The sequence below is a fragment of the Mycobacterium sp. E796 genome, assembly GCF_001672815.1.
GTDB lineage: Bacteria > Actinomycetota > Actinomycetes > Mycobacteriales > Mycobacteriaceae > Mycobacterium.
This window is the reverse complement of the sequence record NZ_LZKK01000192.1, coordinates 1-25,712: the sequence shown is the minus strand read 5'-3', so window position 1 is coordinate 25,712 and position 25,712 is coordinate 1. Positions and strand designations below refer to the sequence as shown.

Here is a 25,712-nt window from a genome sequence, read left to right as displayed (position 1 = left end):
GTCGTTCGACACCGATGACATGACCTCCACGAGTGAAATCGCGGTCCAGTTTTGGAACCGTCCCCTCACCGGTCGCGCGGTTGTGACTATGTCCAATTTGTGTATTCGGCAGATGCGCTCGGTTCTCGCGCGCGATACCGGCGGTAACGCCCTCGAACCGAGCGGGTGGCGCAGGCGGCACCGGCGGCGTGGCCGGCCAACCCGTCTGAACGGCTGCACCGGCGGAGGCGGCTAAGTGGTCTGGCCGGTAACAAAACGGGGTCAAGCCCAATCTCATTGCTGTACCTTGCATTCATGCGTTTCGCCGTCGCGATCGTGTCATCTCCCTCCCATCACGACATTGGCGGCGAAGCTTTGAACGAGGTCGCCGAGGCACTGCACCATGCGCTTTTGGCGCATGGCCATGACTCGGTGCTGACCAACCGCTTCCACCTCGACGATCGCCGCACCATCGTCCTGGGCGCAAACCTTCCCGTTCAGTACGGCTTGGAGCCGCCAAAAAGCCCAATCTTCTACAACCTCGAGCAAGGGGGTCCCTGCCGTGACCGCCTTGTAACCACGCCAGTCCCGTGTGTCCACACCTGCAACAGCCCAGGTCAGACCCCCCTACTTCACGACTTTGCCGACACATGCGTTCCGCAATACGGAAAAGTAATGCTATTTTGCGAAGTAGCAGCAAATATAACCATGCCATTGAAGGGATAGAATAAGGGAGATAATCGTGAACCATCCCTCATTGCATCGTGTAGCCAAACGCGTTAATCACACAATCAATCCACCACGAGTAGTAGTTCCTACAAGTATCTCCTATAGCGCTTGGATTCGAAAAGTTGAGCCGACTAAATGGGAGACTCTACCCGAGTCTGCGAAAAGACCGCTGATCAGTATAGTGGTGCCGACTTTCAATACACCTGAGAAATATATCGCACCACTCATCGAATCATTAGTTGAGCAGACATATTCAAACTGGGAACTGATCCTTGCTGACGGTTCAACAGATAACGAGCGGAAAAAAGCTATAGAAAAATATGCAAAAGAAGACAAACGGATCATCTATAAGGCGGTTAATACAAATCTAGGTATTTCAGGTAATACAAATGTTGGCATAGAAGCGACAAACGGTATCTTTGTAGGACTCCTTGATCATGATGATGCGCTATCGCCGCATGCAATCGAGGAAGTCGTCATTGCATATAATAAGAGGCCTCAGACGGACATTATCTATAGTGACGAAGATAAGTTATCGGATGACGGAAAGTACCGCTTACAGCCATTTTTTAAGCCGGATTGGTCGCCGGATCTATTACTCGGCGTCAATTACATCACCCATTTCCTAGTAGTGAAAAAAACTCTTATAAACAAAGTAGGTGGACTGCGATCGGAATTTGATGGTGCACAAGACTACGACTTTCTCCTTCGCCTCACCGAGCAGACGGATGACATCTTTCATATACCGAAAATGCTGTACCATTGGCGTCAGGCGGTAGGTTCGACGGCAATAGCAGTCGGCGAGAAAAAGCATGCAGATACAGCGGGTCAGCGAGCACTTGCGGAAGCGGTTACGCGAAGAAATATCGCGGCCGAGGTGATTGGAATTCCGGAACGGCCCACCAGTTACCGGCTGAAATATAAGCTACCAAAAAAACAGCCAAAAGTTTCAATCATCATTCCATTTAACGATAAGCCAGATTTGTTAGCGCGTTGTGTCGACAGTATCATAGAGAAAACAAGCTACAAGAACTACGAGTTAATTTTGCTGTCGAACAATAGCGTTGAGGCGTTAACACATAAACTGCTAGATAAATACAGAAGAAATAAGCACTGCAAGGTATTTATTTGGGATCATCCGTTTAATTATTCTAAGATAAATAACTTTGGTGTCTCCGAGGCATCGGGTGAGTATATAGTGCTCTTAAGTAACGATACCGAAATTATTACCCACGAATGGCTGGATGAACTTATCGGCGTCGCGATGCAGCCAGGCGTCGGCGCTGTCGGCCCGACACTCTATTATCCTGACAAGAAAAACGGCATCCAACATGCCGGGATTGTTTTAGGTATGGGCGCTGCTGGGCATGTCTTCCGTCACAGGCAGTTCGATGAATGGACGGATTTCGGCCTGCCGCAGTGGCCCCGTAATTACCTTGCCGTCACTGGTGCTTGTCTTGCTGTAAAGAAGAGTAGATATGATCAAGTCGGCGGCTTGGACGAATTATTCCAGATGGCGGGTAGTGATATTGCGCTTTGCTTGCGCCTCCACGAAGCAGGCTATAAGAATATATATTGGCCATTCGCCTCTCTCTATAATTTTGAAAGCATATCGTACAATTCTATACAGGGTGACTATGACCGGTCGTTGAAATACTACAAACCCTACCACGAGTCGGGGGATCCATACTTCAATAAGAATCTTGATTTAATGAATGAAGATTTAATGAATCTACACGTGGCGTCACAGTGTTTGCCCAGTGAGTTGGGTGAATCAGAAAGCGTGCCGATCACAGATATGCTCGCTCGATTCTTCGATCCGGACTGGTATTCGGTCATCTCCAATCGGCACTTCGGTGCCAGCACGAGGACAGACCATTATCTGAAAGAGGGGATAGACCATTATGTGACAGAGGGGTGGAGGCTCTATCTGAGCCCATCGCCTTACTTCGACGCGAAGTTCTACTTGGCACAAATCGATGGGTTCGAGTGCTGCGAAGTTGACGCGTTAACGTGTTTCCTAGAGCACGGAGAGGCTCGCGGCGACAAGCCGCATCCGCTTATCGACCCCAAATGGATCAGGCGCCAGCTAGACCAAGACTCGTTGCTGGACGTGGACGCTGACTATTGTGGGAGCGTTGTCCTCTGGTACATAGAGACGGGCTGGAAGACCGGAATTCGCCCGCACCCGCTTTTTTGGTCGGATTGGTATCGGACGCGTTACTCAGTCAACACAGAACCGTTAGTCCATTATATCAGTACCGGTCACTGTGAGGGAAATTACCCCAACCCGCTGTTTGATACACAATTTTACGCGCTCAGCATGGAAGGCCGCCTTGGCGGACTGGACCCTCTTTCTCACTATGTCCTGTTTGGCTATCGGGAGCTGGCGTCGCCCCACCGCCTCGTAGATCTTCCGTTCGTTGCCGAGCGACTGGGGCTCGTGGCGCCGGTGTCCAACGACCTGCTCGCAGATTATCTCGCTGGACAAAGTGAAGTTGAACCGAGTTTTTATATTGATCCGCAGTATTACTGGAACCGAGCGGGAGAGCCGACACGATTTGCAATCGTGAACGGTAAAAAGCTGGCACTTGTCGATTTCGCGGAACGGAACGGAGCAATTTCACCACATCCGCATTTCTCCAGTTCCTGGTATCTGAAACAGCGAGGCGATGTGCGAGCCGCCGGCCTAAACCCGCTGAGTCATTACTTGGCCAGCGGCTGGCGTGAAAGAACATCCCCTCATCCGCTGTTCGAAACGAATTACTATCTCTCGGCCTATCCTGACGTGCTCGAGAGCGGTAAGGAGCCACTCCGCCATTTCCTCACCAGCGGCTGGCGTGAGGGGCGCAAAGCACGCGCCCCACAACCTCCAAACACGTCCGTTCGTCGCTACCGCGGAATGGAGGGGGTTTATATTGGCCAAGACGCCCACAACATCGTGTCCCACGGCCGCGCTCCTGACACCAGCCGTTTTTCGGTCGGCGTTTTCGCGCATGTGTTTTACGAGGAGCTGGCAACGGATTTTGCCGAACTCGCCAATCGCATTAGACCCCCCTGTCAGGTATTCATCACCACCGATCAGTACGCAAAAGCGCGAATTATTCGGCAAGCGTTTCTTCGCAACTGCGTTCACGATTTTGAAATACGCGTTACCCCAAACCGTGGCCGCGACATCGCACCGATGCTGATCGGGTACAAGGATCGTCTGAAATCGGTCGACATCGGCTTACACCTTCATACAAAGCGTTCGAAACATTATGTGCATGGCCGCGATGACTGGCGGGATTATCTCATGAGGGGCAATGCAGGTACAAAGATGATCGTCGACAACACTTTGGCCCTTTTTGCAAATACCGAAATCGGTGCCGTAGCTCCCAAAGATTTCCAGCCCATCTCGCCGCAAATCAATTGGGGGAAGGATTTCGCGATGGTGAGCGGCTTGCTTTCACTCGTAGGTGAAACCATCCACCAGGATTCGCTACTAGAATTCGCAAGCGGTTCGATGTTCTGGTTCAGGACCGCGGCTTTGGCTGATCTTGTGGACCTCGGATTGGACCTCGCCCATTTCGATCCGGAGGAAGCCCAGATAGATGGCACGCTCGCACACGCGATCGAACGAGCGTTTTTCTATTTTGTTGAATATGCCGGCTACGGCTGGATAAGGACCCAGTTGGCGGCACCCGGCGCTGCACAGCAGGTGAATCTGGAAGATCTTCCTGTCGTGCGCATCAACCCGCCGCAGCAGATTTTAAGGGGAATATCTGCTCATTTCCCCGAATGCAGTCCATTTGCGCCGCGCCGTGCCCAATCAGAAAAACCACGTCTCAATCTAGTGCTTCCAACGGTTGAACCCGACCGTGCCTATGGTGGCGTGGCTACCGCGCTCGAAATGTATAAAGCCCTTTTGCAAGCCTTTGACGGCCGTGTGGATGGCCGCATGATCTGCACTGATAACTCTCTCAGCGATAATTTCGTTCCCCTAGCAGACCACATCGTCGTGGCTCCGACGGGCGGCGAATTCGAGGATGCAAACGTCGTCCTGGATGGAAAATTCAGGGTCACGGGTACTTACTACCTCGACGTTAGGCGACATGACTTCTTCCTAGTAAGCGCCTGGTGGAATGCAGCAGCAGCGCTTGAAATCATCGACTGGCAACGCCGGTGCTTCCCGGAGACAAGAAGCAAATTGCTTTATATGGTGCAGGATTTCGAACCAGGCTTTTATCCTTGGTCGACCAGATATGTACTTGCGCAGGCGACTTATCTCCAGCCAGAAGTGACGATACCAATTTTCAACACGCCCATTCTTGCCGACTCCTTCCGTTCGAGAGGGTTTTTTCACGCGACAACGCAATTCGTGCTTCAGCCCGGCATTAATCGCGGAGTTACTGGGGCGATAAGCCGTGGAACAGCGAAGGAACGGATCGTCCTTCTCTACCTACGCCCGGAGGTAGTTCGCAACTGCTACGAGTTCATCGACGCGCTGGTTTACCAGGTAACTTCCTGTGATGAAAAGTACTGGTCGAACTGGCGGTTCGTGGCCGTTGGTGAAGATCTAGCTGCATCTCCATTCAAATGCAGCGATAGTATAGAGGTGCTCGGAAAGCTTTCTCTATCGGAATATGGGCAGCTCTTGTCGCGCAGTGCGATAGGCGTTTCCTTGATGATTTCCCCGCACCCAAGCTATCCGCCGCTGGAGATGGCCGAAGCCGGTATGCGCGTGATCACGAACTCTTATGAAAACAAAAACTTGTCGGCACTGCACGAGAACATCACGAGCTTCGATCGATTCGACATGGATGAGGTCGCGGTTCTCCTCACGAATATCGCACAACGATGGGAGACAGACCCGCAAGCCGGATGGCGCTCGAAACCCAAAGTTGACTGGTTTTTCGGCTCTCAGACAAACCTGCCAAAGGTCGCGGCGGAACTCGCAGATCTGTTGGAAGCGGATTGGCGTGCGCGTGCCGCCGAAATTCCCTTTCCCGAAGAGGACCTCTTCCTCCCCGCAGATATCTCAGAGCTCTACGCCTGGCGCGAAACCGATGAGCAGGCTGTGTGCGCATCCCAGCTCGGCAGGCCCGCCGAGGCGTTTGCGCTGTGCCGGCGTCTGCTGGGCCGCCCCGACTTGCCTGAGCCTGATCGGCAACGGATTGCCGCCAACCGCGATGTTTCGGTGCCGGCCATGCTCGAAGCGGCGTCGGCCTACCCCGAAGCCCTGGTGCAGTCCCTGGCCGCAGGTCCCGGTCAGGCCGAGGTGGTCGTCAGCCTGATCGCCGGGCCGGACCGGGAGACCACCGAGCAGACTCTGAATTCGTTTTTGAACTGCTGCCTCGATGTGTCGCGGGTCGGGCGCTTTGTGGTGCTCGATGCCGGCCTGTCCGCCGCCGACCGCGCGAGGATGCGGAAGCGGTACGGGTTTCTCGAGTTCGCCCGTCGCCGATCCGGCGACAAGCCCGCCCCCCTGCTGGCGCAGCTGCGCGCTCAGATTGACGGACGGTTCTGGCTGCACCTGGGCGAAGGCTGGCGGTTTTTTGCCCCCGAGAACTTCATCACCCGCTTGACCGCGGTGCTCGAGGCCGAACCACAGGTGTTTCAGGTGGGCATCAACTTCGATGACGCGGTCAAACTCACCGGTGTCTGCGCAGCGGAGGAGGCGGTGCGCCGGGCACCCGACACCGGTCGCTACCTGCTCACCGAGGCGATGGCCACCGGCCCGGCGATGTTCGACACCGCACGCCTGGATCGGGCCCGCGGTGTGCAAAACAGTGACCCCGATCCGCCCACCCAACCTGGCCGACCGGCTGCGGGCGCCGAGCTGCGCACCGCCAGCCTCGACGAAGTGCTCTGCATCTCAGATCTGTACCTCTAGATCTACCGGATCTTCGCCCCAGCCTGCGGAAACGTGTCAGCGGTTGGCCGTTGAGTTGGGGGCTCCGACTGGGACGTCATCGGTGGCATGCGCAACGTCGCCATACTCCTCGCAGAGGCTGAACAGCCCCTTATAGTGCTGAACTGCCAATTAGGTGAGGTGTGGTTGAGAGGGCGCACAAGTTCGTTTGGATACAGTGAGGTTTTCAAACCGCCGGGACGACGACGGTTAATTACGGCACCGACGCCGCAACCACCATCACCGCACTACAGGCGCTCGGCGAAGTCCCGAACGGAAATGCATTAAATCGGTACGATGCGCAATGAATTGATTTACAGCGTTGGAGTCGCTAGCGGCGGGTTTTTGTCCGGCGGAGTCGAGCACGACACCGGAAACGATTCGGAATGTCGGATAACATTTTCGGCCCGACCAACCAAATTCGGCGTGTTATTTCACCGGGCGTTCCGCACGGATGGGCAATTACTGCCGACTGGGATACCGCAACGCTATTGGCACGCGAGGGTATGAGCCTGATGTTAAGTTACATGGGCGCCGTCGAGTTTTCGACCAACACCTATTTTATGCAGGCTGAAATTCGCGCCACCGTCGGATCATCCGCCGGCAAGCATTCGCCATCGCCACCATCGCAGCGGCTCATATTGCGCGGCCCACAAATCCACACCGTATCGCGGGATCGGCGGACTCGACGACGACGGTGTGATGGCACGCCGCGCTCACGGGGCAGGAACCGGCGCAGAAACGCCAGACGCTCCCTGCCCCACAGCCGTGATCTCGACAAAGTTCTCCATCCCAGCCAGCGTGCGTACAGCACCAGGAGCAGGATCTCCCCGCAGCGGATAGAGCACCCGGCCAGCTCTGGCGCGGGTCCTTCATTGCGGAATAATGATGCAGAAGGCTCTTGGAGCCTGACGCTTGCGGCATGGGTGGCCTCGCTCTGCAACGAAAAGACCTAAGAATCACATTCCGCCCGCCTTGGGATTCCCCTCTCCTCCGAGCTCGTCAATGTTGACCTGGGTGATCGCCCTGGCCCGGCACGCCCCGCTCGATTGACAATGCTGCTAAACTAATCCCAATTTCATCAGAAAGATATGGCGAAGTATGATTGTGGATCGCAGACTAGAATCGCTTGACCCTATTTATGGTTGGTCGGTAGGCACCGCGGTTGGGGACGATTATCCTCTTATTTCAAGAGCCATAAGAGCGTACATGAAATCGACCGCAGCGCCAGGCGACCTCGGCAATTCCGTATGGGGAACGTTCAATCAATGGAAATCGGACGTCGAGCAAGTTTTTTCTGCAGGCGACCTGGATCAAGCCGCAGCTATCCTGAGAAACCCCGGCGCGACTAATTTGTATCACGGCTTCGACAGTTCCTTTGTCGAAACGGATTCCCACGAATCCGATCCCAGTCACAATGTGATCCCCGCGATCGACGCGTTGGCCCGTTTTGCCGAGGCGATCGGGGCGATCCCGCTGGATAACCCGGAAGCCTATTCAATCCGCGATGTCGTCGTACTCAAAGCCGAGGATTTGCTCGAGAAAATCGAACGCGTTTCCGGATGGCGGTTCTCGGTCCCGAACCCCTTCCCTCATGAACATGGAATCCAAACGTCGCGCGGGGTGATTTCCTACCGTACGAGCCAGGCACTATATCAGGCGTGGAGAATTAAGCAACTCACTAGGGAGATATCAAATCCCCGGGTGGCCGAGATCGGAGCCGGGTTAGGCAGAACCGCCTACTATGCCCGCGAACTTGGGATCGCAGACTATACCATTGTTGACCTTCCACTTACTTCGGTTTCGCAAGCCTACTGGCTTGGACGAGTGGTTGGCCAAGATGCGATTTCGCTATGTGACGAGGCTTTCGTAGACGCGGATAGGCGAATTAAGATCATCCCGCCACAGGCGTTTCTCGAATCGGATCGACAATTTGATCTGATCATAAATATCGACTCGATTACGGAGATGGACATTTCCATTGCGTCCGCATACATCGAGAAGATATTCGAGTGTGCTAGTACATTCTTTTCGATCAACCATGAAGCCAACGCCTTCCGGGTGACCGATTTGCTCACGGGGCGCTCAAATCTCCAAACATGTACCCGGAACCCATGCTGGATGAGGCGAGGATATGTCGAGGAGGTGGCGCAGATTGCGCCTTCACGCTTTGAATCCTAATGCTGACGCGATCGCCTAGGGACGGCCACGGGCAAAATTCTGATCCGGCTCGATCACCGCGCCTTCGGCCCATTCATTCCAAGCGTTGACGAATATGACGCGTTGGCCAGGCTCCCATCGTTCGCGCAACACGCGCTGATCCGGCACGCAGCGTGGGGCTGACGCGGCTACGCCGCCGGTCCAGGGAGCGCGGCGCTCATCCGGACCTGGCCGATACTTTCGACGCACCGCCAACCTTCCTCAACCATGTCGTGTCACCCCCAGCGGCGGTTGGCATGGGCAGATCGCCGAATACTACGAGACCGGGCGTGTCTTCCTCGCGAAGCCGACCGGCGCCTGGATCGATGCAGGTCAATGCGAGCCGCTGAGACCGACATGATCAACGGCGTCAAGCATGCGGGCCGAGGAGAATCCTCCTCCGACCTCGATGACGTTCTTCGACTCAAATGGGCAATCATCCCCCCGCAGCATGATGCTGCGGCCCACTTCAACAAGTCGTCCGCAGCGTCGATCGGCGTCCCCGACTTCACCGCGTCCTTGATCAACGAATCTAGCGTCTCAGCCGAAAACGTCTCCACCACTTGGCGAGTCGCCGGCGTCGCTTACCCGACGACGCTGCGGCCTCGATCCGCAAACCGCTCTTTCCGTCCGCCCAGCTGCGGTCCGACGATGGACCGCGCCGAACGTGCCCAGAGGGAATCGCACCGTTTCCTTGCGGGCAGTACCAGCGGTAACCGATAATCCCCACGATGGGGGGCCCGCCCCGTGACACAGCTCGGAACTGACCACGGACCCTGGACCTCGATCAAGACTCGACCGGAAGGGCCCTACCTCCGCAATGAACGAACAACGGACCACAGACGTCATCTCCCGCCGGTACGAGGCGTACCCCGAACCCATACAAGACCTTGAGGCATGGACCGACAGCAACTGGGAATGGTTCGACCCGGTCCACGCTCACTCGACTTTGTGGCCCGACCGCGACTATAAGCCCGATCTGGATATTTTGATCGCTGGCTGCGGTACCAACCAGGCCGCGGTTTTCGCGTACAATAACCGTTCCGCAAAGGTGGTGGCGGTCGATATCAGTCAACCGTCGCTGGACCACGCGCAATATCTGAAAGACAAGTACGCCCTGCGGAACCTGGAACTGCATCGGCTCCCGATAGAGGAGCTCTCATCGCTTAAGCGCAACTTCGACCTGATTGTGTCAACCGGCGTCTTGCACCACTTGCCAGACCCAGTGGCGGGCATGAAGGCACTTAGAGGTTGTCTACGGCGAGACGGCGCTCTGGGCGTGATGCTTTATGCGAAGTCCGGCCGAATAGGCGTCGAAATGCTGCAAGCGGCCTTCCGTGATCTGGGCATGGGCGACGACGCCGCATCGGTCCAGATGGTCAAAGAAGTGATCTCAGCGCTCCCGCTAGAACACCCCGTCCACAGGTACTTCAAGATGGCGCCGGTTTCCGCCCAGTCCGACGCCGCCCTGGCAGAGACCTTCCTGCACGGCCCAGAACGCAATTACACCGTCGATGACTGCATCGATCTTGTGACGTCGGCTGGGTTGGCATTCCAGGGATGGTTCATCAAGGCCCCGTATTACCCGCATGATTGGTTCAGACCCGGGAGTTCGCTCCATCAAGCGGTGAGCGCGTTGCCCGAGGCCAGGCTGTGGGCCTTCGTCGAGCGTCTCCACGTGATGAACGGTGCCCATTTCTTCATGGCCTGCCGTTCGGACCGGCCCAAGAAGAGTTACGAGATCAGTTTCTCTACTCCCGAGTGCCTCGAGTACGTTCCGCGGATGCGGATGCGCTGCGGCATCGAGGGGCAGGAGATCTTTCGGCCGAATTGGCGCACGACCGTCACGCCGGCTCAACTGCACTTCCTGCAGCATGTCGATGGCCGGCACACGATACGTCAGATCGCTGATCGGGTCGCCAAGAGCGGGGAGTCGCCCGGCGCGAGCAAGCGTGACCTGGAGGAGTTCGGTCGCAGCATGTTCGAGTCGCTGTGGCGGCTGGACTTCGTGGCGATGACTCTGAAGGAAGATCCGGCGGATTAGGCAGGGCGGCTGCGCTGTGTGACCACTCGGGCCGAAGCTGCTGCCACCGACTCGCGCTGTTAGCCAATATAATTTGTTCAAATAGCGCCTGACCGCCGGTCATCGCGTGCGGTCCGCCGGCAATTCCCTGCTGCAGATCAATGGTGCGTCCGTGCGACCCTGAACCCCGTCGCTAGAGATACCCTACGGGGTATGGTATAACTAAGTAGCGGGTAGGCCTGCGAGCTGACGCCCGACGTGTGTTAGCGGGCTGCCAGTTGCAGGCCGTACGGCCCTATTGGCGGCGTCAATAGGGGCTCGGACTCCGCAGTAGGACTAGGCGACGAGCGAAAGGAAAAACCGATGTTGGCTGTTCTCAAGCGGTCCTGGGTGCCGCTTGTCGTCGTCGTCGCAGTCGCCCTCGGCGGCATCGCCGTCAATCGACTCCGCGGCGTTTTCGGCTCCGACGCAATATTCACCGCGACCGGCAGCAGCGCCGAACCGCTCGAGCCGTCGCACGTGAAGCGGGTGACCTACGAGATTTACGGGCCCAACGACACGACAGGAAGCGTGAGCTACCTCGACAAGAAGGCACAGCCCGAACAGGCCGATTTCAGCAGCCTGCCGTGGACTCTCACGGTTACCACCACGGTGCCGGCGGTGATCGCCAGCGTGGTGGCGCAGGGCAACGGCGACAACATCGGGTGCCGCATCACCGTCAACGGCGAGGTCAAGGACGAGAGGTCATCGGCCGGGCACCACGCACAAACCTCCTGTCTGGTGAAGGCCGCATGAACACCGATAACCCAGATATCCAAGCCCGCCCGAGGTTCATGCGCTTCGTCCGCAGGTTCGCGTGGCCCATCATCATCGGCTGGCTGCTGCTGACCGTCGCCTTGAATGTGCTCGTCCCGCCGATCGAGTCGGTCGCCCGCAAGCATGCGGTCACCATGTCGCCCCAAGACGCGCCGGCGATGATCGCCGCCAAGCGCATCGGCGAGAAATTCCACGAGTCGGACTCCGACGGCATCGCGATGATCGTCCTGGAGAGCGACAAAGACCTGGGCGACGAGGCGCACCGTTACTACGACGGATTGGTCCAAAAGTTGCAGGCCGATCCGACACACGTGCAGCACGTGCAGAACGTGTGGGGCGATCCGCTCACCGCCGCCGGCGTCCAAAGCCGCGACGGCAAAGCCGCTTACGTCCAACTCAATCTGGCCGGCAACCAGGGCAGCACGCTGGGCAACCAGTCCGTCGACGCGGTGCGGAAGATCGTCGACCAGTCGGAGCCTCCCAAGGGGCTCAAGGTCTACGTCACGGGTCCGGCACCGCTGACGACGGACATGAACGAAGCCGCCGACAAGAGCATGTTCAAGATGATGGGCGTGACGGGCGTGGTCATCATGATCATGCTCTTCATCGCCTATCGTTCGATCAGCACGGTGTTGCTGGTGCTGGTGATGGTCGGCTTCGAGATGGGCACGGCCAGGGGATTGGTCGCGTTGCTCGGCAACAACGAGCTGCTGGGGTTCTCGACGTTCGTCGTCGCCATGCTGTCGTCGTTGGCGATCGCGGCGGGGACCGATTACGCGATCTTCCTCATCGGGCGGTACCAGGAGGCCCGCCAGGCCGGGCAGGATCGAGAAACCGCTTGGTACACGATGTTCCGTGGCACCTCGCACATCATCCTGGGCTCGGGGCTGACCATCGCCGGAGCCACCTTCTGCCTCCACCTGGCGCGGCTGTCGTATTTCAAGGCGCTGGGCATCCCGTCGGCCCTGGGGCTGCTCGTCGTCGTCGCGGGGGCGATGACCGCGGCGCCGGCCGTCGTCGCCGTGGCCAGCCGGTTCGGTTTGCTCGACCCGAGACGGATGATCAAGACGCGCGGGTGGCGGCGCATCGGCACCGCGACGGTGCGCTGGCCCGGTGCCGTGTTCGCGGCGTCGCTTGCCATCGCCATCGTCGGCATCCTGGTCATGCCCAGCATGAAGATCAGCTACAACGACCGCTACTACATACCCGCCAATCTGCCGTCGAATATCGGGTATGCGGCCGCGGAGCGCCATTTCAGCGCCGCGACAATGAATCCCGACATCCTGATGATCGAGAGCGATCACGACATGCGCAACAGCGGCGACATGATCATCCTCGACCGGATCGCCAAAGATGTCTTCCGCTCACCGGGAATCGCGATGGTGCAAAGCATCACCCGGCCGCTCGGCGGGCCGATCGAGCACACGTCGATCCCGTTTCAGATCAGCGCGCAATCGATTCCGATCCAGCAGAACCTTCAATTCATGAAGGAGCGCACGGCCGACATGCTCAAGATGAGCGACGATCTCGGCGCGATGATCGGCTCAATGGAGCGCATGCAGACCTTGCTGGGACAGATGAGCGGCACCACTCATCACATGGTCGGCGACATGGGCGACATGCAATCCACGCTGGACGAGATGCGGGACCATCTCGCAGACTTCGACGACTTCGCGCGACCGTTCCGCAGCTACCTGTACTGGGAACCACACTGTTTCAACATCCCGGCCTGCTGGGCTTCGAGGTCGGTGTTCGAGGCGATCGACGGCGTGGACAAGTTCAGCTCGAACATGCGCACGCTGATCAACGACGTGAACAACGTCGACGCGATACTGCCTCAGATGCAGGCCCAATTCCCGCCGATGATCGCGGTCGCGAAGTCCATGCAGGGAACGTTGCTCACCATGCACAGCAGCTTCTCGGGCCTGGTCACGCAATTGACCCAGATGACCGATACGGCGAGCGCAATGGGTCAGGCCTTCGACGCGTCCAGGAGTGGCGACTACTTCTACCTGCCCCCGGAAGCCTTCCAGAACCCCGACTTCCAGCGCGGCCTGAAGCTCTTCCTGTCGCCGGACGGTAAGGCCGCGCGCTTCATCATCACCCACGACGCGGACCCGGCAACCCCGGCGGGAATTTCGGCCGTCAAGCCCGAACTCGACGCCGCGCACCAAGCCGTGAAGGGAACGACGCTCACCGGTGCGAAGTTCTACCTCGCCGGGACGGCGGCGATATACCGCGACATCCAGGCCGGCTCCCAATACGACCTGCTGATCGTCGGAATCGCTGCCCTGACACTGATTTTCGCGGTCATGGTGATCATCACCCGGGCGCTGGTCGCGTCCCTGGTGATCGTCGGGACGGTACTGTTGTCGCTGGGTGCCGCCTTCGGGCTGTCGGTGCTGGTGTGGCAGCACCTCTTCGGTCTGGAACTTAACTGGATCGCACCGGTGTTCGGCTTGATCATTCTGCTGGCCGTTGGATCCGACTACAACCTGCTGTTAGTTTCGCGGTTCCAGGAGGAGATCGGCGCCGGGCTGAGGACCGGCATCATTCGCTCGATGGGGGGGACCGGTGGTGTCGTCACGGCGGCGGGATTGGTGTTCGCGTTCACCATGATGTCGATGGCGGCCAGCGATCTGCGCTCAATCGGGCAGGCCGGCACCACTATTGGCCTCGGACTGCTATTCGACACTCTCGTCGTGCGTTCCTTGATGACGCCGTCGATCGCCGCGCTCCTTGGGCGCTGGTTCTGGTGGCCGCAACGCGTGCGACCGCGCCCGGCGAGCTACATGCTTCGACCCTTTGGGCCGCGCCGCCTGGTTCGTTCACTCCTTCTGGGTGAGGAATCGGAGGCGACCACCAAGCCACCGAGGCACGACGCCGACGCGGTCGGCCCAGGCGCGGATTCAGGCGGGGTATCGCCGAGGGGTAAACACCCGGTCTCCGAAATCGTCTGAGTGCCATTGGGTTTGCGACGACCCGACGATCAGCAGGCAGCGCATGTCAACGTCGGCGGGGTCGAGATCGGCGAGCCGCACCACGCGGACGTCTTCGTCGGGCCCGGACACATTACGGCCGATGACCACGGGCGTGCCGGGTTCGCGGTGGGCCATCAGCAGGTCGCGCATGGCGCCGACCTGCCAGGTCCGCGACTTGGATGCCGGGTTGTAGATGGCCAGCACCAGATCGGCGGCTGCCGCGGCGGCCAGCCGCTCGGATATCACGGCCCACGGTTTGAGCCGGTCCGACAACGAGATCACCGCGTAGTCGTGGCCCAACGGAGCGCCGACCCGGCTGGCGACGGCCTGCGCCGCCGTCATCGCCGGGATGACCCGGATCCGCACTCCCGGCCACTGTTTGGCTTCCTCCAGCACCGCGGTCGCCATCGCGAACACGCCCGGGTCGCCCGACGACACCACGGCGACGGCGTGCCCCTGCTCGGCCAGCGCGCAGGCCAGCCGCGCCCGCGCCGGTTCGTCGGTGTTGTCGCTGGGGTGGCGCCGCTGGCCGTCGCGGACTGGCACGCGATCCAGATAGCCGGCATAGCCGATCAGATCGGTCGCGGCGGCCAGTTCCCGGCGGCTCTGCGGCGTCATCCAGTCGAGGTCACCGGGCCCCAGGCCCACGACCGCGACCGTGCCCGAAAGCGATTCGCGCCGGCGGCCGCCGGGCAGCATGGCCAGCGAAAAGTAGGGCACGCCGGCCTCGTCGACGTCCGCCGCGGGCAGGATGCGCTGTCCCGACGTGCTGGCCCGCTCGACGTAGAACGTATCGTCAAGCTGTCCGGACGCCGAAAGTGCCTCCCGCACAGCATGATACGAACGACCCAGCTTGAGCACGACAGCTGCGTCGGCGTCCGCGAGGCGCCGGGTCAGCTCGGCCACCGGCAGGGTGCCGGGCAGCACCGACAGCACCTCGTCGCCGGCCACCAGCGGGGTCGCGATGGCCGCCGAGGCGGCGCTCACCGACGTCACACCAGGGACGATGACGGCGTCGAACCGCTGCGTCAGCCTGGTGTGTAAATGCATGTAGGAGCTGTAGAACAGCGGGTCGCCCTCGGCGAGCAGCGCCACGTCGCGACCGGCGTCCAGGTGCGCGGCGATGCGCCGCGTCGAGTCCGCATAAAAGTCTTCTATCGCGCCGGCGTAGCCGCCGGGATGGTCGGTCGCCTCGGTGGTCACCGGGTAGATCAGGTGCTCCTCGATCTGCCCGGGCCGCAGATACGGCTCGGCGATTCCGCGGGCGATGCTGCGGCCGTGCCGGGCACTGTGATAGGCCACCACGTCGGCCTCGCCGATCACCCGGGCGGCCTTCACCGTCACCAACTCCGGATCGCCGGGCCCCAACCCGACCCCCCACAGGGTGCCGCGCGCGCTCATTCGATGTCGCTCGCGATCGCGTTGACGGCGGCCGCGGCCATCGCGCTGCCCCCGCGACGTCCCCGCACTACCAGGTACGACATGCCCCGCGGACGCTCGATGAGCTCCTGCTTGGACTGCGCGGATCCGACGAATCCGACCGGCCCGCCGAGCACCGCGGCCGGCGGGGAGGCGCCCTCGTCGATCAGCTCCAGCAGCCGGAACAGGGCGGTGGGGGCGTTACCGATGGCGAGCACCGCGCCGGCGAGGCGCCCCGCCCACAGCTCGACGGCGGCCGCCGAACGGGTGGTCTGCCGGCGCGCGGCCAGCTCGGGGGCGCGCGGATCGGCCACCAGCGACACGACCTCGTTGCCGGCGGGCAGCCGCGCGGCGGTGATCCCGGCTGCCACCATCGACGAATCGCACAACACCGGCGCGCCGCCGCGCAGCGCTTCGCCGGCCCGCGCGACCACGTCGTCGGTGTAGGCGACGTGGTCGGCGACATCGACCTGGCCGCAGGTGTGGATCAACCGGACCACCACCCGCGCGACGTCGTCGGGGAACCGCGTCAGGTCTGCTTCGGCGCGGATGGCCGCGAACGACTGGCGATAGATCTCGGCCGCGTCGCGGATGTAGTCGAGCACCCGCTCACCTTAGGTGCTGGTCGCGCAGCAGCCGATAGCCCTGCCCGCTCGCGACCAGAACCTGCCCGACGGGCGGGCTGCCGCACGCGCGCTCGCAGCCGACGAAGTGGCGGTGCACCGGGGAATCCGGCTCCAACGACATCGCCGCGTCGGCCCGCACGTCGGCGGCCGAGTGCCGGCAGCCGGGGCTGCCGGTGCAGGCGCTGACGCTCAGCCAGGGGGAGTGCTCGTCGAAAACCAGGCCCAGCGGCGCCAGCACGCGCAGCGCGACGTCGGCCACCTCCTCGCTGAGATCGCACACCAGCACCGATCGCCACGGCGTGACCACCAGCGGGGCCTCGATGGCGGCCAGGTATTCCGCGACTCGCGCGGGCAGCACGCCCAGCGGCACCGCGGCGCCCAGCGCCACCCGGCCGTCATCCTGGCCGATCCAGCCCACCTGGGGTTTGGTGACGGCCGGAAACGGCGCGCCGAGTTCGGCGCCGGGCCACAGCGCCTCAACGTCAGCCAATTCGCCTACGCGCCAAGCGTTCCCGCGTACCTCGATGAACCGCAGCGCGAGCGCGACCAGCGACGGCACCACGTCGGCGACGGCCAGCCGAACACCGGAGTCCCGCCCCGCCAACACAAGCGCGGCGCCGTCGTCCAGGGCATGCACGCCGACGTCGGCGCCCAGCCCGGACACGTCGGCGCGGCCGTCGTCGAGGCTGAACCAGAATCGGCCGCCCAACTCGGCGAGCCTGGGCTCGGCGCAGATCGCCGCGTCCAGCTCGCTCACCCACTCGCGCACGTCGGCACGCCCGCCCACCCGGCCGGACAGCGGCGACGCCACGATGTTGCGGACCCGCTCATGCGTCGGCGACGGCAGCAACCCGGCTTGCGCGAGCGCCTCGGCGACCGCCGCCACGTCGGTGACCGCCCGCAGCTGCACGTTGCCGCGGGCGGTCAGCTCGAGCGTTCCCGAGCCGCGCTGACCGGCGAGGCCCGCCAGCGTCGCCAGCTGCGCGGCGCTGATCCGGCCGCCGGGCAAGCGCACCCGCACCAGCGCGCCGTCGGCGGCCTGATGCACCTGCAGCGCGCCCGGGCAGGCGTCGGTTTCACGCGCGCGGACCATTCGCCTACGGTACGACTCCGCGCCTCCGTTTCGCGCAGGTTCGGCGCGGGCCTGGTGTGGGCACTCTGTTGCCCGTGAGGACGGTGGAGTACGCCCCGGGACGATTGGTCGATGTCTTCGGCGATTCGGCGCAACCCACGATCCTGCTGTGGCACGGCATGCAGACCGACGCCCGCGCCGCCGTTAGGCCACTGGCCGGCCTGCTCGCCGAACGCGGCGCCGCGGTCGTGGCGCCGGATTGGAACTCACACGCCGACGACGGCGGCCGCGCGGACCTGTTGCGGTCGCTCGAGTTCACCCGGGAGCACGCGCATGGCGGCCCGTTGGTCCTGGTCGGGTGGTCCTTGGGGGGCTGCGCCGCGGCGGCCGTAACGCTGGGGGGCCTCGACGTGACCCTCGCGCACACGGTCTGCCTGGCCGGGGCCTTCATGGCCCCGGACCCGATCTCCGGTCGCGCGCCGACGGACATGGTGTCGCCCGACCGCGCGCGCTCGCCGTTCACGCTGCTGCACGGGCTCGCCGACGACGCGGTGCCGGTGTCGGCCAGCAGGGCATTCGCCGCCGACCTGCAGCAGGCCGGTTGGCCGGTGGAGCTGGTGGAGCTGGCCGCCGATCACGGGTCGATCGCCGGCGCCGACTACGACGCGGTCGCGGATCGCTATGTGCCCGCGACGGGCGGGCCGGCGCTCGAGGTGGCCGGCGAGGTCGCCGCGCGCATCGCCGCGACGCTGCGGTACGAATGACGGGTGGCTGAGCCGAAGATCCTGCTGCTGTCGACGTCCGACACGGACCTGATCAGCGCCCGGTCCAGCGGCAAAAACTATCGGTGGTCCAACCCGTCGCGTCTCTCGCACGAGGAACTCCCGGACCTGCTGGCCGACGCCGACATCGTGGTCGTCCGGATCCTCGGCGGCTATCGCGCCTGGCAGGACGGCATCGACGCGGTAATCAGCAGCGGCGTCCCGACGGTGCTCGTCAGCGGCGAGCAGGCCGCCGACGCCGAGCTGACCGGCCTGTCCACGCTGGCGGCCGGCATCGCGGTGCAGGCGCATATCTATTTGGCCCACGGCGGCGTGGAGAACCTGCGCCAGTTGCACGCCTTCCTCTCCGACACGGTGCTGATGACCGGCTTCGGATTCACCCCGCCGGTGGTGACGCCGACCTGGGGAGAGCTGCCGCGCCCGGACGCCGCCAACGGTGACGGCCCCACCATCGCGGTGCTTTACTATCGCGCGCAGCAGCTGGCCGGCAACACCGCCTATATCGAATCGCTGTGCCGGGCCATCGAAGACGCCGGCGGCCGAGCGCTGCCCGTCTACTGCGCCTCGCTGCGCACCGCCGAACCCGAACTGCTGCAACGGCTCAGCGACGCCGACGCCATGGTGGTCACCGTGCTGGCCGCCGGCGGGCTGAGGCCCGCCGAGGCGGCGGCTGGTGGTTCCGATGACAGCTGGAACGTCGAACACCTTGCCGCGCTGGACATCCCGATCCTGCAGGGCTTGTGCCTGACCAGCCCCCGCGACCAATGGCGCGACAATGACGACGGCCTGAGCCCGCTCGACGTCGCCAGCCAGGTCGCGGTGCCCGAGTTCGACGGGCGCATCATCACCGTTCCGTTCTCGTTCAAGGAGATCGACGACGACGGGCTGATCGCCTACGTCGCCGACCCGGAACGCTGCGCGCGCGTCGCGGGTCTGGCCATCCGGCACGCGCGGCTGCGGCACGTCCCACCGGCGGAAAAGCGTGTGGCCCTGGTGTTTTCGGCCTACCCGACTAAGCACGCCCGTATCGGCAACGCGGTCGGGCTCGATACCCCGGCCAGCGCGGTCGCGCTGCTGCGCGCGATGGGCGAACGCGGGTATCAGGTGGGCGAGCTGCCCGGCGTCGAGGCCAACGACGGCGACGCCCTGATCCACGCGCTGATCGAACGCGGGGGACAGGACCCCGACTGGCTCACCGAAGGGCAGCTGGCCGGCAACCCGATTCGGGTGTCCGCCAAGGACTATCGCGAGTGGTTCGCGACGCTGCCTACCGAGCTCGCCGACGCCGTGGTCGAGCACTGGGGCCCACCGCCCGGCGACCTCTTCGTCGACCGCACGGCAGACCCCGACGGCGAGATCGTCATCGCCGCCATCCAAGCGGACAACCTCGTCCTGATGGTCCAGCCGCCCCGCGGCTTCGGGGAAAATCCGGTCGCCATCTACCACGACCCGGACCTGCCGCCCAGCCACCACTACCTGGCTGCGTACCGGTGGTTGGACACCGGATTTCACGCCGACGCGATAGTCCACCTGGGCAAGCACGGCAACCTGGAGTGGCTGCCGGGCAAGACGCTCGGCATGTCGGCGGCCTGCGGATCCGACGCCGCGCTGGGCAACCTGCCGCTGATCTACCCGTTCCTCGTCAACGACCCCGGCGAGGGTACCCAGGCCAAACGGCGGGCGCACGCCGTGCTCGTCGACCACCTCATCCCGCCGATGGCGCGCGCCGAAACCTACGGCGACATAGCGCGTTTGGAGCAGCTGCTCGACGAGCACGCCAACGTCGCGGCCCTGGATCCCGGCAAGCTGCCCGCCATCCGCCAGCAGATCTGGACGCTGATCCGGGCCGCCAAGATGGACCACGACCTGGGGCTGACCGAACGGCCCGCCGACGACGCGTTCGACGACATGATCCTGCACGTCGACGGGTGGCTCTGCGAGATCAAGGATGTCCAGATTCGCGACGGACTGCACGTGCTGGGCCAAAAGCCCACGGGGGAAGCCGAACTCGACCTGGTGCTGGCCATCCTGCGGGCGCGCCAGCTGTTCGGTGGCGAGCATGCCATTCCCGGCTTGCGGCAGGCGCTGGGCCTGGCCGAGGACGGCACGGACGAGCGCGTCACGGTCGACCAAACCGAGGCCGCGGCGCGGGAATTGGTCGCGGCGTTGCAGGCCCGCGGCTGGGATCCCGCCGCCGCCGAACGCCTCACCGACGACGCCGACGTCGCGGCGGTGCTACGGTTCGCGGCCACCGAGGTCGTGCCCCGCCTGGCCGGCACGTCATCCGAAATCGACCAGGTGCTCAGGGCTTTGGATGGCCGGTTCATTCCCTCCGGCCCGTCGGGGTCGCCGCTGCGCGGCCTGGTCAACGTGCTGCCGACCGGACGCAATTTCTACTCGGTCGACCCGAAAGCGGTGCCGTCCCGGCTGGCATGGGAAGCCGGTGTGGCACTGGCGGATTCGCTGCTGGCCCGGTACCGGACCGACCACGGGCAATGGCCGCAATCGGTCGGGCTGTCGGTGTGGGGCACCTCGGCGATGCGCACCGCCGGCGACGACATCGCCGAAGTCCTTGCGCTGCTTGGCGTTCGACCGGTCTGGGACGACGCGTCGCGGCGCGTCGTGGGCCTGGCCCCCATTCCGTTGACCGAGCTGGGCCGCCCCCGCATCGACGTCACGGTGCGGATTTCCGGGTTCTTCCGAGACGCCTTCCCACACGTCGTCACCATGCTCGACGACGCGGTGCGGCTGGTCGCCGACCTCGACGAGCCCGCCGCGGACAACTACGTGCGCGCCCACGCCCAGGCCGACCTCGCCCAGCACGGTGACGAACGCCGTTCCACCACAAGGATATTCGGGTCCAAGCCCGGAACCTACGGCGCCGGGCTGCTGCAGCTGATCGACAGCCGCAACTGGCGCGACGATGCCGATCTCGCGCAGGTGTACACCGCGTGGGGCGGGTTCGCCTACGGGCGCGGCCTGGACGGTCGGCCCGCAACCGACGACATGAACCGCCAGTATCGACGCATCGCGGTGGCCGCCAAGAACACCGACACCCGCGAGCACGACATCGCCGACTCCGACGACTACTTCCAGTACCACGGCGGCATGGTCGCCACGGTGCGCGCGCTGACCGGGCAGGCGCCAGCCGCCTACATCGGCGACAACACCCGGCCCGACGCGATCCGCACCCGGACGCTGTCGGAAGAGACCACCCGGGTCTTCCGGGCTCGCGTGGTCAATCCGCGCTGGATGGCGGCGATGCGCCGGCACGGCTACAAGGGCGCGTTCGAGATGGCGGCGACCGTGGACTATCTGTTCGGCTATGACGCCACCGCCGGGGTGATGGCCGACTGGATGTACGAGCAACTGACCGAGCGCTACGTGCTGGACCCCGAGAACCGCAAGTTCATGGCCGAATCCAACCCCTGGGCGCTGCACGGAATGGCCGAGCGGCTGCTGGAGGCCGCGGCCCGTGGCATGTGGGCGCAGCCGCACCCGGAAACCCTCGACGGGTTGCGCCAGGCGCTGCTGGAAACCGAGGGCGACCTGGAGGGCTGATCCTCCAGCGGTGTTCGCCGGGCCCTGCCCGGCCACCAGACGCAAAAGTGCCTAATCCTCGGGCGTGTCGGGCGCTTTTATGTCTGCTCGCGCGACGACCCTACGGGCGTTAGGTTGGCAACGTGACCCCCACTTTCGCCGACCTCGCCAAGGCGCAATACCTGCTGCTGACCACCTTCACCAAGGACGGGCGGCCCAAGCCGGTGCCGATCTGGGCGGCTTTGGACGAGCAGCGCGGCGACCGGCTGCTGGTCATCACCCAAGAAAAGTCGTGGAAGGTCAAGCGGATCCGCAACACCCCGCGGGTCACGCTGGCCACCTGCACCATGCAGGGCCGGCCGACCAGCGAGGCGGTCGAGGGCACCGCGGCGATCCTCGACAAGTCGCAGACCGCCGCCGTCTACGACGCCATCGGCAAGCGGTACGGCATCGTCGGCAAGGTCTTCAACTTCTTCAGCAAGCTGCGCGGCGGCATGGACAACAACGTCGGCCTCGAACTGAAAGTGGCGCCAAGCTAAGGCAAATGGGGACCGTCCTCATCCCGATCCCGGACCGCGACTTCGACCCGACCGAGGTTGCCGTCAGCTGGCGGGTCCTCACCGACAACGGACACCGGGTGGTATTCGCCACCGAAAGCGGCGCGCCCGGCGTCGCCGACGACATCATGGTCACCGGCCGCGGGTTAGACATCTGGTCCGCGCTGCCGGTGCTGGGCAGCCTCCCGGTCGTCGGGCTGATGCTGCGCGCCAACAAGGACGGCCGCGAGGCGTACCGGGACATGCTGCGCTCGGCGGAATTCCAGCGCCCGGTCAGCTGGTCACAAGCCGGCCTCGACGGCATCGACGCGCTGCTGCTGCCCGGCGGCCATCGCGCCCGGGGAATGCGCAGTTACATCGACAGCGACATCCTGCAGCGGCTCGTCGTGGACGCCTTCGCGCGAGGGCTGATCGTCGCCGCGATTTGTCACGGCGTGCTTCTGGCCGCCCGTAGCATCGATCCCGCCACCGGGCGCTCGGTGCTCTACGGGCGCAAGACCACGGCGCTGACGTGGGCGATGGAAGGCCTGGCCTGGCGGCTCACGCGGCTGACCCGAGTCTGGGATCGCGATTACTACCGAACCTACACCGAGGGCCCCGGTCAGCCCGTCGGGTACATGTCCGTCCAGTCGGAAGTCACTCGCGCGCTTAAGGATCCGTCGGATTTCCAAGACGTCGGCGGCGGCACGCCGCACCGGTGGCTGAAGTCGTCGGGCATGGTGCGTGACACCGCGACCGATTCGCGGCCCGCCTTCGTCGTCGACGACGGCAGCTACGTGTCGGCGCGCTGGCCCGGCGACACGCACACGTTCGCGACCGTCGTGTCGCAGAAGTTGAAGTGATCCAACGTGTCTCAGCCCGCTTTGAGATGCTCACCGAAGAAGGCGAAGACGCGGCTCCACGCGTCGTCGGTGGATGCCTGGTCGTAGCCGAAACCCGCGATGCGAAGCAGCGGCTGGGCGGGCAGCGTGTTCGCGAAGCTGTGCCCGACGCCCGGATACTCCTTGATGTCGGTCGTTATCTGCTTCGCGGCGGTCACCTCGCGGAACTTGTCGGCGGCGCCCCTGCCCAGCGGGTCACGGGCGCCGAAGCTCGCGACGATCGGGCACGCCCCCTCCAGGGTCTTGCCGAGGTCGCGGCGCAGGGGAGTGCCGTAGAACGGTGCGGAGGCGTCAAAACCCTTGGGCGACATAACGATCGCGAACTGCCCGCCCATGCAGAAGCCCGCGATGCCGACGGACCCCGAACACTCGGGCATCGCCTTGAGATGGTCGCGGGCCGCCAGGATGTCGTCGACGGCTCGACCCCGCTTCGTCTGCAGCTCCCGCATGACCCTGGTGATGCAGCGGACGCGGCCGCCGCGGGCGTACAGGTTCGGCGTCAGGGCCACGTAGCCGGCCTGCGCGATGCGCTCGTTGGTCGCCTGCATGTCCCGGCCGTAACCGAAGGCATCGTGGATCACCACCACCCCCGGCCACGGGCCCTCGCCCGGGGGAAGGTTCAATAAAGCATCAATCGATCCGTCCGGGGTGTTGATCTGAATCGTTGCCATAGCGTCATCTAACTGCAGCCGTGTCGGGCGCCACCAGGGGAACTCCCGGGTGGGCCGCGCACGTTGGCCTCACATGATGTCGCGGCTGTTTCTGATCTACGCCGTCGTCGAGCTCGCGGCGGTCATCGCGCTGGTCTCGTCGGTCGGGTGGGGCTGGACGCTGCTGGCGCTGCTGGGCACGTTCATGCTCGGGTGGGTCGTGCTGGCCCCGATGGCGGGATCACAGCTCATCCGCCAAATCGGGCAATTGCGGTCCGGGCTGACCGAGCCGCGCACTGCGGCGAGCGACGGGGCGCTGGTCACGCTGGCCATCGCCCTGGTGCTGGTCCCCGGGCTGGTCACCACGGCCTTGGGATTCTTGTTGCTGGTCCCGCCGATACGGAGGGTCGCCGCGCCGGGGTTGAACGCGCTCGGGATGCGTGGGCTGCGGCGGCGGGTGCCGCTGATCACCGACGCGACGGTTTTCGGAGCCGAGGCCCGCGATACCCGGCCCGACTACATCGACGGCGAGGTCGTGGACGTGCGGGACTTCCGCGCGCCGGCCCTGCCCAGCGAGATGCGCGGTGGATATCCCGGAAACCCCGCGTGGGATTAATTTGCCCGGCCCCTCAGTAGGCACAGCCACACGTAGTTTTGGCCTGTGACCGACGACGACATCACGCTGCTGGTCAACGGGCGGGTGCACAGCCCGAGTCACCCGGACGCCACCGCCATGGCGGTCCGCGGCGATGTCATCGCCTGGCTGGGCAGCGACGACGTCGGCCGCAGCCAGTTCCCGGGCGCCGACATCGAGGACCTGGACGGCGGCTTCGTGGCGCCGGCGTTCGTGGACAGCCATATCCACCTCACCGCGACGGGCCTGACGCTCAGCGGCCTGAACCTGCAACCCGCCGAGTCGCGCGCCCAGTGCCTGCAGCTGGTCGCCGACTACGCGGCCGCCCACCCGGGCCGGCCGGTGTGGGGGCACGGCTGGGACGAATCGTCGTGGCCGGAGAACGCGCCGCCGAGCACCGCCGATCTGGACGCCGTCCTCGGTGACCGGCCCGCCTACCTGACCCGCATCGACGTCCACTCCGCACTGGCCTCCACGGCGCTGCGGCGTCACGTCGCGGATCTCCCCGCGGCGGCTGGCTTCGACCCGCAGCGCCCGCTGGTGGGTGACGCGCACCATCTGGTCCGCGCCGTCGCCCGCGACCTGCTGACGCCCCAGCAGCTGACCGAGGCCCGCACGGCCGCGCTGCGGGCCGTCGCCGCGGCCGGCATCGTCGCGGTGCACGAATGCGCGGGTCCCGAGATCGGCGGCGTCGACGACTGGCTGGGGCTGCGCGACCTCGACGGCGGCGTCGAGATCGTCGGCTACTGGGGCCAGGCGGTGACCACGGCGGCCGAGGCGCGGGCGCTGACCGACGAGACCGGCGCCCGCGGCCTGGCCGGCGACCTGTTCGTCGACGGCGCACTGGGGTCGCGCACCGCCTGGCTGCACGAGCCCTACACCGACGCCCCGGACCGCCACGGCACCTGCTACCTGGACCCCGAGGCCATCG

The 25,712-nt window shown here is 63.6% G+C and carries 18 protein-coding genes; 13 read left to right on the top strand and 5 right to left on the bottom strand.

Features of this window, described 5'->3' with window-relative positions; translation table 11 throughout:
* From A5706_RS34305 to A5706_RS14045, 4 genes are all read left to right on the top strand, one after another.
* Nucleotides 1–235, top strand: a 235-nt coding sequence (locus tag A5706_RS34305) for a hypothetical protein (RefSeq protein ID WP_231985281.1), incomplete at its 5' end; no start/stop codon positions are given.
* 59 nt (nt 236–294) lie between these two features.
* Nucleotides 295–705 carry a hypothetical protein gene (locus A5706_RS33020; RefSeq protein WP_156767113.1) on the top strand — a complete coding sequence of 137 codons (411 nt, stop codon included), beginning with the start codon at nt 295–297 and terminating at the stop codon, nt 703–705.
* A 16-nt stretch (nt 706–721) separates the two neighbouring features.
* A complete protein-coding gene (locus A5706_RS32280) occupies nt 722–6,583 on the top strand; it encodes a glycosyltransferase (protein WP_082964364.1) in 5,862 nt (1,953 codons plus the stop codon).
* Between the two features lie 1,227 nt (nt 6,584–7,810).
* Nucleotides 7,811–8,782, top strand: coding sequence for a putative sugar O-methyltransferase (locus A5706_RS14045; protein WP_197517826.1), 972 nt, complete (start codon nt 7,811–7,813; stop codon nt 8,780–8,782).
* A 15-nt stretch (nt 8,783–8,797) separates the two neighbouring features.
* On the opposite strand, the gene A5706_RS35245 is transcribed toward A5706_RS14045, so the two are convergent.
* Nucleotides 8,798–8,914 (bottom strand): glycoside hydrolase family 99-like domain-containing protein, encoded by a 117-nt coding sequence (locus A5706_RS35245; RefSeq protein ID WP_369831865.1) that lies wholly within the window; start codon nt 8,912–8,914, stop codon nt 8,798–8,800.
* A 706-nt stretch (nt 8,915–9,620) separates the two neighbouring features.
* Here A5706_RS35245 and A5706_RS14040 point away from each other — a divergent pair.
* The 3 genes from A5706_RS14040 (at nt 9,621) to A5706_RS14030 (ending at nt 14,599) form a co-directional block, all read left to right on the top strand.
* Nucleotides 9,621–10,844 carry a bifunctional 2-polyprenyl-6-hydroxyphenol methylase/3-demethylubiquinol 3-O-methyltransferase UbiG gene (locus tag A5706_RS14040; protein WP_068131516.1) on the top strand — a complete coding sequence of 408 codons (1,224 nt, stop codon included), beginning with the start codon at nt 9,621–9,623 and terminating at the stop codon, nt 10,842–10,844.
* A 342-nt stretch (nt 10,845–11,186) separates the two neighbouring features.
* Nucleotides 11,187–11,618: an MmpS family transport accessory protein gene (locus tag A5706_RS14035; protein WP_068131514.1), complete on the top strand. Its 432-nt coding sequence runs from the start codon at nt 11,187–11,189 to the stop codon at nt 11,616–11,618.
* A gap of 38 nt (nt 11,619–11,656) precedes the next feature.
* Complete coding sequence (locus A5706_RS14030) at nt 11,657–14,599, top strand: RND family transporter (protein ID WP_369831864.1); 2,943 nt, start codon at nt 11,657–11,659, stop codon at nt 14,597–14,599.
* Here A5706_RS14030 and A5706_RS14025 read toward each other — a convergent pair.
* From A5706_RS14025 to cobG, 3 genes are read right to left on the bottom strand one after another with little or no spacing between them, the layout of a single operon-like run.
* Nucleotides 14,549–16,021 carry a precorrin-2 C(20)-methyltransferase gene (locus A5706_RS14025; protein WP_068131512.1) on the bottom strand — a complete coding sequence of 491 codons (1,473 nt, stop codon included), beginning with the start codon at nt 16,019–16,021 and terminating at the stop codon, nt 14,549–14,551. The two genes, A5706_RS14030 and A5706_RS14025, sit on opposite strands and share 51 nt — an antisense overlap.
* Nucleotides 16,018–16,644 carry a precorrin-8X methylmutase gene (locus A5706_RS14020; RefSeq protein WP_068131510.1) on the bottom strand — a complete coding sequence of 209 codons (627 nt, stop codon included), beginning with the start codon at nt 16,642–16,644 and terminating at the stop codon, nt 16,018–16,020. Before A5706_RS14020 ends, A5706_RS14025 begins: the two co-directional genes overlap by 4 nt.
* A 4-nt stretch (nt 16,645–16,648) precedes the next feature.
* The gene (gene cobG / locus A5706_RS14015) at nt 16,649–17,758 is read right to left on the bottom strand and encodes a precorrin-3B synthase (RefSeq protein ID WP_068131508.1); all 1,110 of its coding nucleotides are present in this window, start codon (nt 17,756–17,758) and stop codon (nt 16,649–16,651) included.
* A 74-nt stretch (nt 17,759–17,832) separates the two neighbouring features.
* On the opposite strand from cobG, the gene A5706_RS14010 reads away from it, so the two are divergent.
* The 4 genes from A5706_RS14010 (at nt 17,833) to A5706_RS13995 (ending at nt 23,458) form a co-directional block, all read left to right on the top strand.
* Nucleotides 17,833–18,501, top strand: a complete 669-nt coding sequence (locus A5706_RS14010) for a S9 family peptidase (protein WP_068131527.1) — start codon at nt 17,833–17,835, stop codon at nt 18,499–18,501.
* Nucleotides 18,502–18,504: 3 nt separating this feature from the next.
* Nucleotides 18,505–22,080: a cobaltochelatase subunit CobN gene (cobN, locus tag A5706_RS14005; RefSeq protein ID WP_068131506.1), complete on the top strand. Its 3,576-nt coding sequence runs from the start codon at nt 18,505–18,507 to the stop codon at nt 22,078–22,080.
* Between the two features lie 122 nt (nt 22,081–22,202).
* Nucleotides 22,203–22,598, top strand: a complete 396-nt coding sequence (locus A5706_RS14000) for a PPOX class F420-dependent oxidoreductase (protein ID WP_068131504.1) — start codon at nt 22,203–22,205, stop codon at nt 22,596–22,598.
* A 5-nt stretch (nt 22,599–22,603) separates the two neighbouring features.
* Nucleotides 22,604–23,458, top strand: coding sequence for a type 1 glutamine amidotransferase domain-containing protein (locus A5706_RS13995; protein ID WP_068131502.1), 855 nt, complete (start codon nt 22,604–22,606; stop codon nt 23,456–23,458).
* An 11-nt stretch (nt 23,459–23,469) separates the two neighbouring features.
* Here the strand turns inward: A5706_RS13995 and A5706_RS13990 are convergent, their stop codons facing one another.
* On the bottom strand, nt 23,470–24,168 hold the full coding sequence (locus tag A5706_RS13990; protein WP_068131499.1) for a dienelactone hydrolase family protein: 699 nt from the start codon (nt 24,166–24,168) through the stop codon (nt 23,470–23,472).
* 73 nt (nt 24,169–24,241) lie between these two features.
* Between A5706_RS13990 and A5706_RS13985 the strand changes: the two genes are divergently transcribed.
* Nucleotides 24,242–24,763 carry an FxsA family protein gene (locus tag A5706_RS13985; RefSeq protein WP_068131497.1) on the top strand — a complete coding sequence of 174 codons (522 nt, stop codon included), beginning with the start codon at nt 24,242–24,244 and terminating at the stop codon, nt 24,761–24,763.
* A gap of 117 nt (nt 24,764–24,880) precedes the next feature.
* Nucleotides 24,881–25,712 (top strand): amidohydrolase family protein (locus A5706_RS13980; RefSeq protein ID WP_156767114.1); only part of this gene is annotated, 832 nt, incomplete at its 3' end.

Coding starts and splice junctions, on each gene's coding strand:
- A5706_RS33020 (WP_156767113.1), top strand. CDS start 295: ATGCGTTTCGCCGTCGCGATCGTGTCATCTCCCTCCCATCACGACATT.
- A5706_RS14045 (WP_197517826.1), top strand. CDS start 7,811: ATGAAATCGACCGCAGCGCCAGGCGACCTCGGCAATTCCGTATGGGGA.
- A5706_RS14040 (WP_068131516.1), top strand. CDS start 9,621: ATGAACGAACAACGGACCACAGACGTCATCTCCCGCCGGTACGAGGCG.
- A5706_RS14035 (WP_068131514.1), top strand. CDS start 11,187: ATGTTGGCTGTTCTCAAGCGGTCCTGGGTGCCGCTTGTCGTCGTCGTC.
- A5706_RS14030 (WP_369831864.1), top strand. CDS start 11,657: ATGCGCTTCGTCCGCAGGTTCGCGTGGCCCATCATCATCGGCTGGCTG.
- A5706_RS14025 (WP_068131512.1), bottom strand. CDS start 16,021: ATGAGCGCGCGCGGCACCCTGTGGGGGGTCGGGTTGGGGCCCGGCGAT.
- cobG (WP_068131508.1), bottom strand. CDS start 17,758: ATGGTCCGCGCGCGTGAAACCGACGCCTGCCCGGGCGCGCTGCAGGTG.
- A5706_RS13995 (WP_068131502.1), top strand. CDS start 22,604: ATGGGGACCGTCCTCATCCCGATCCCGGACCGCGACTTCGACCCGACC.
- A5706_RS13990 (WP_068131499.1), bottom strand. CDS start 24,168: ATGGCAACGATTCAGATCAACACCCCGGACGGATCGATTGATGCTTTA.
- A5706_RS13985 (WP_068131497.1), top strand. CDS start 24,242: ATGATGTCGCGGCTGTTTCTGATCTACGCCGTCGTCGAGCTCGCGGCG.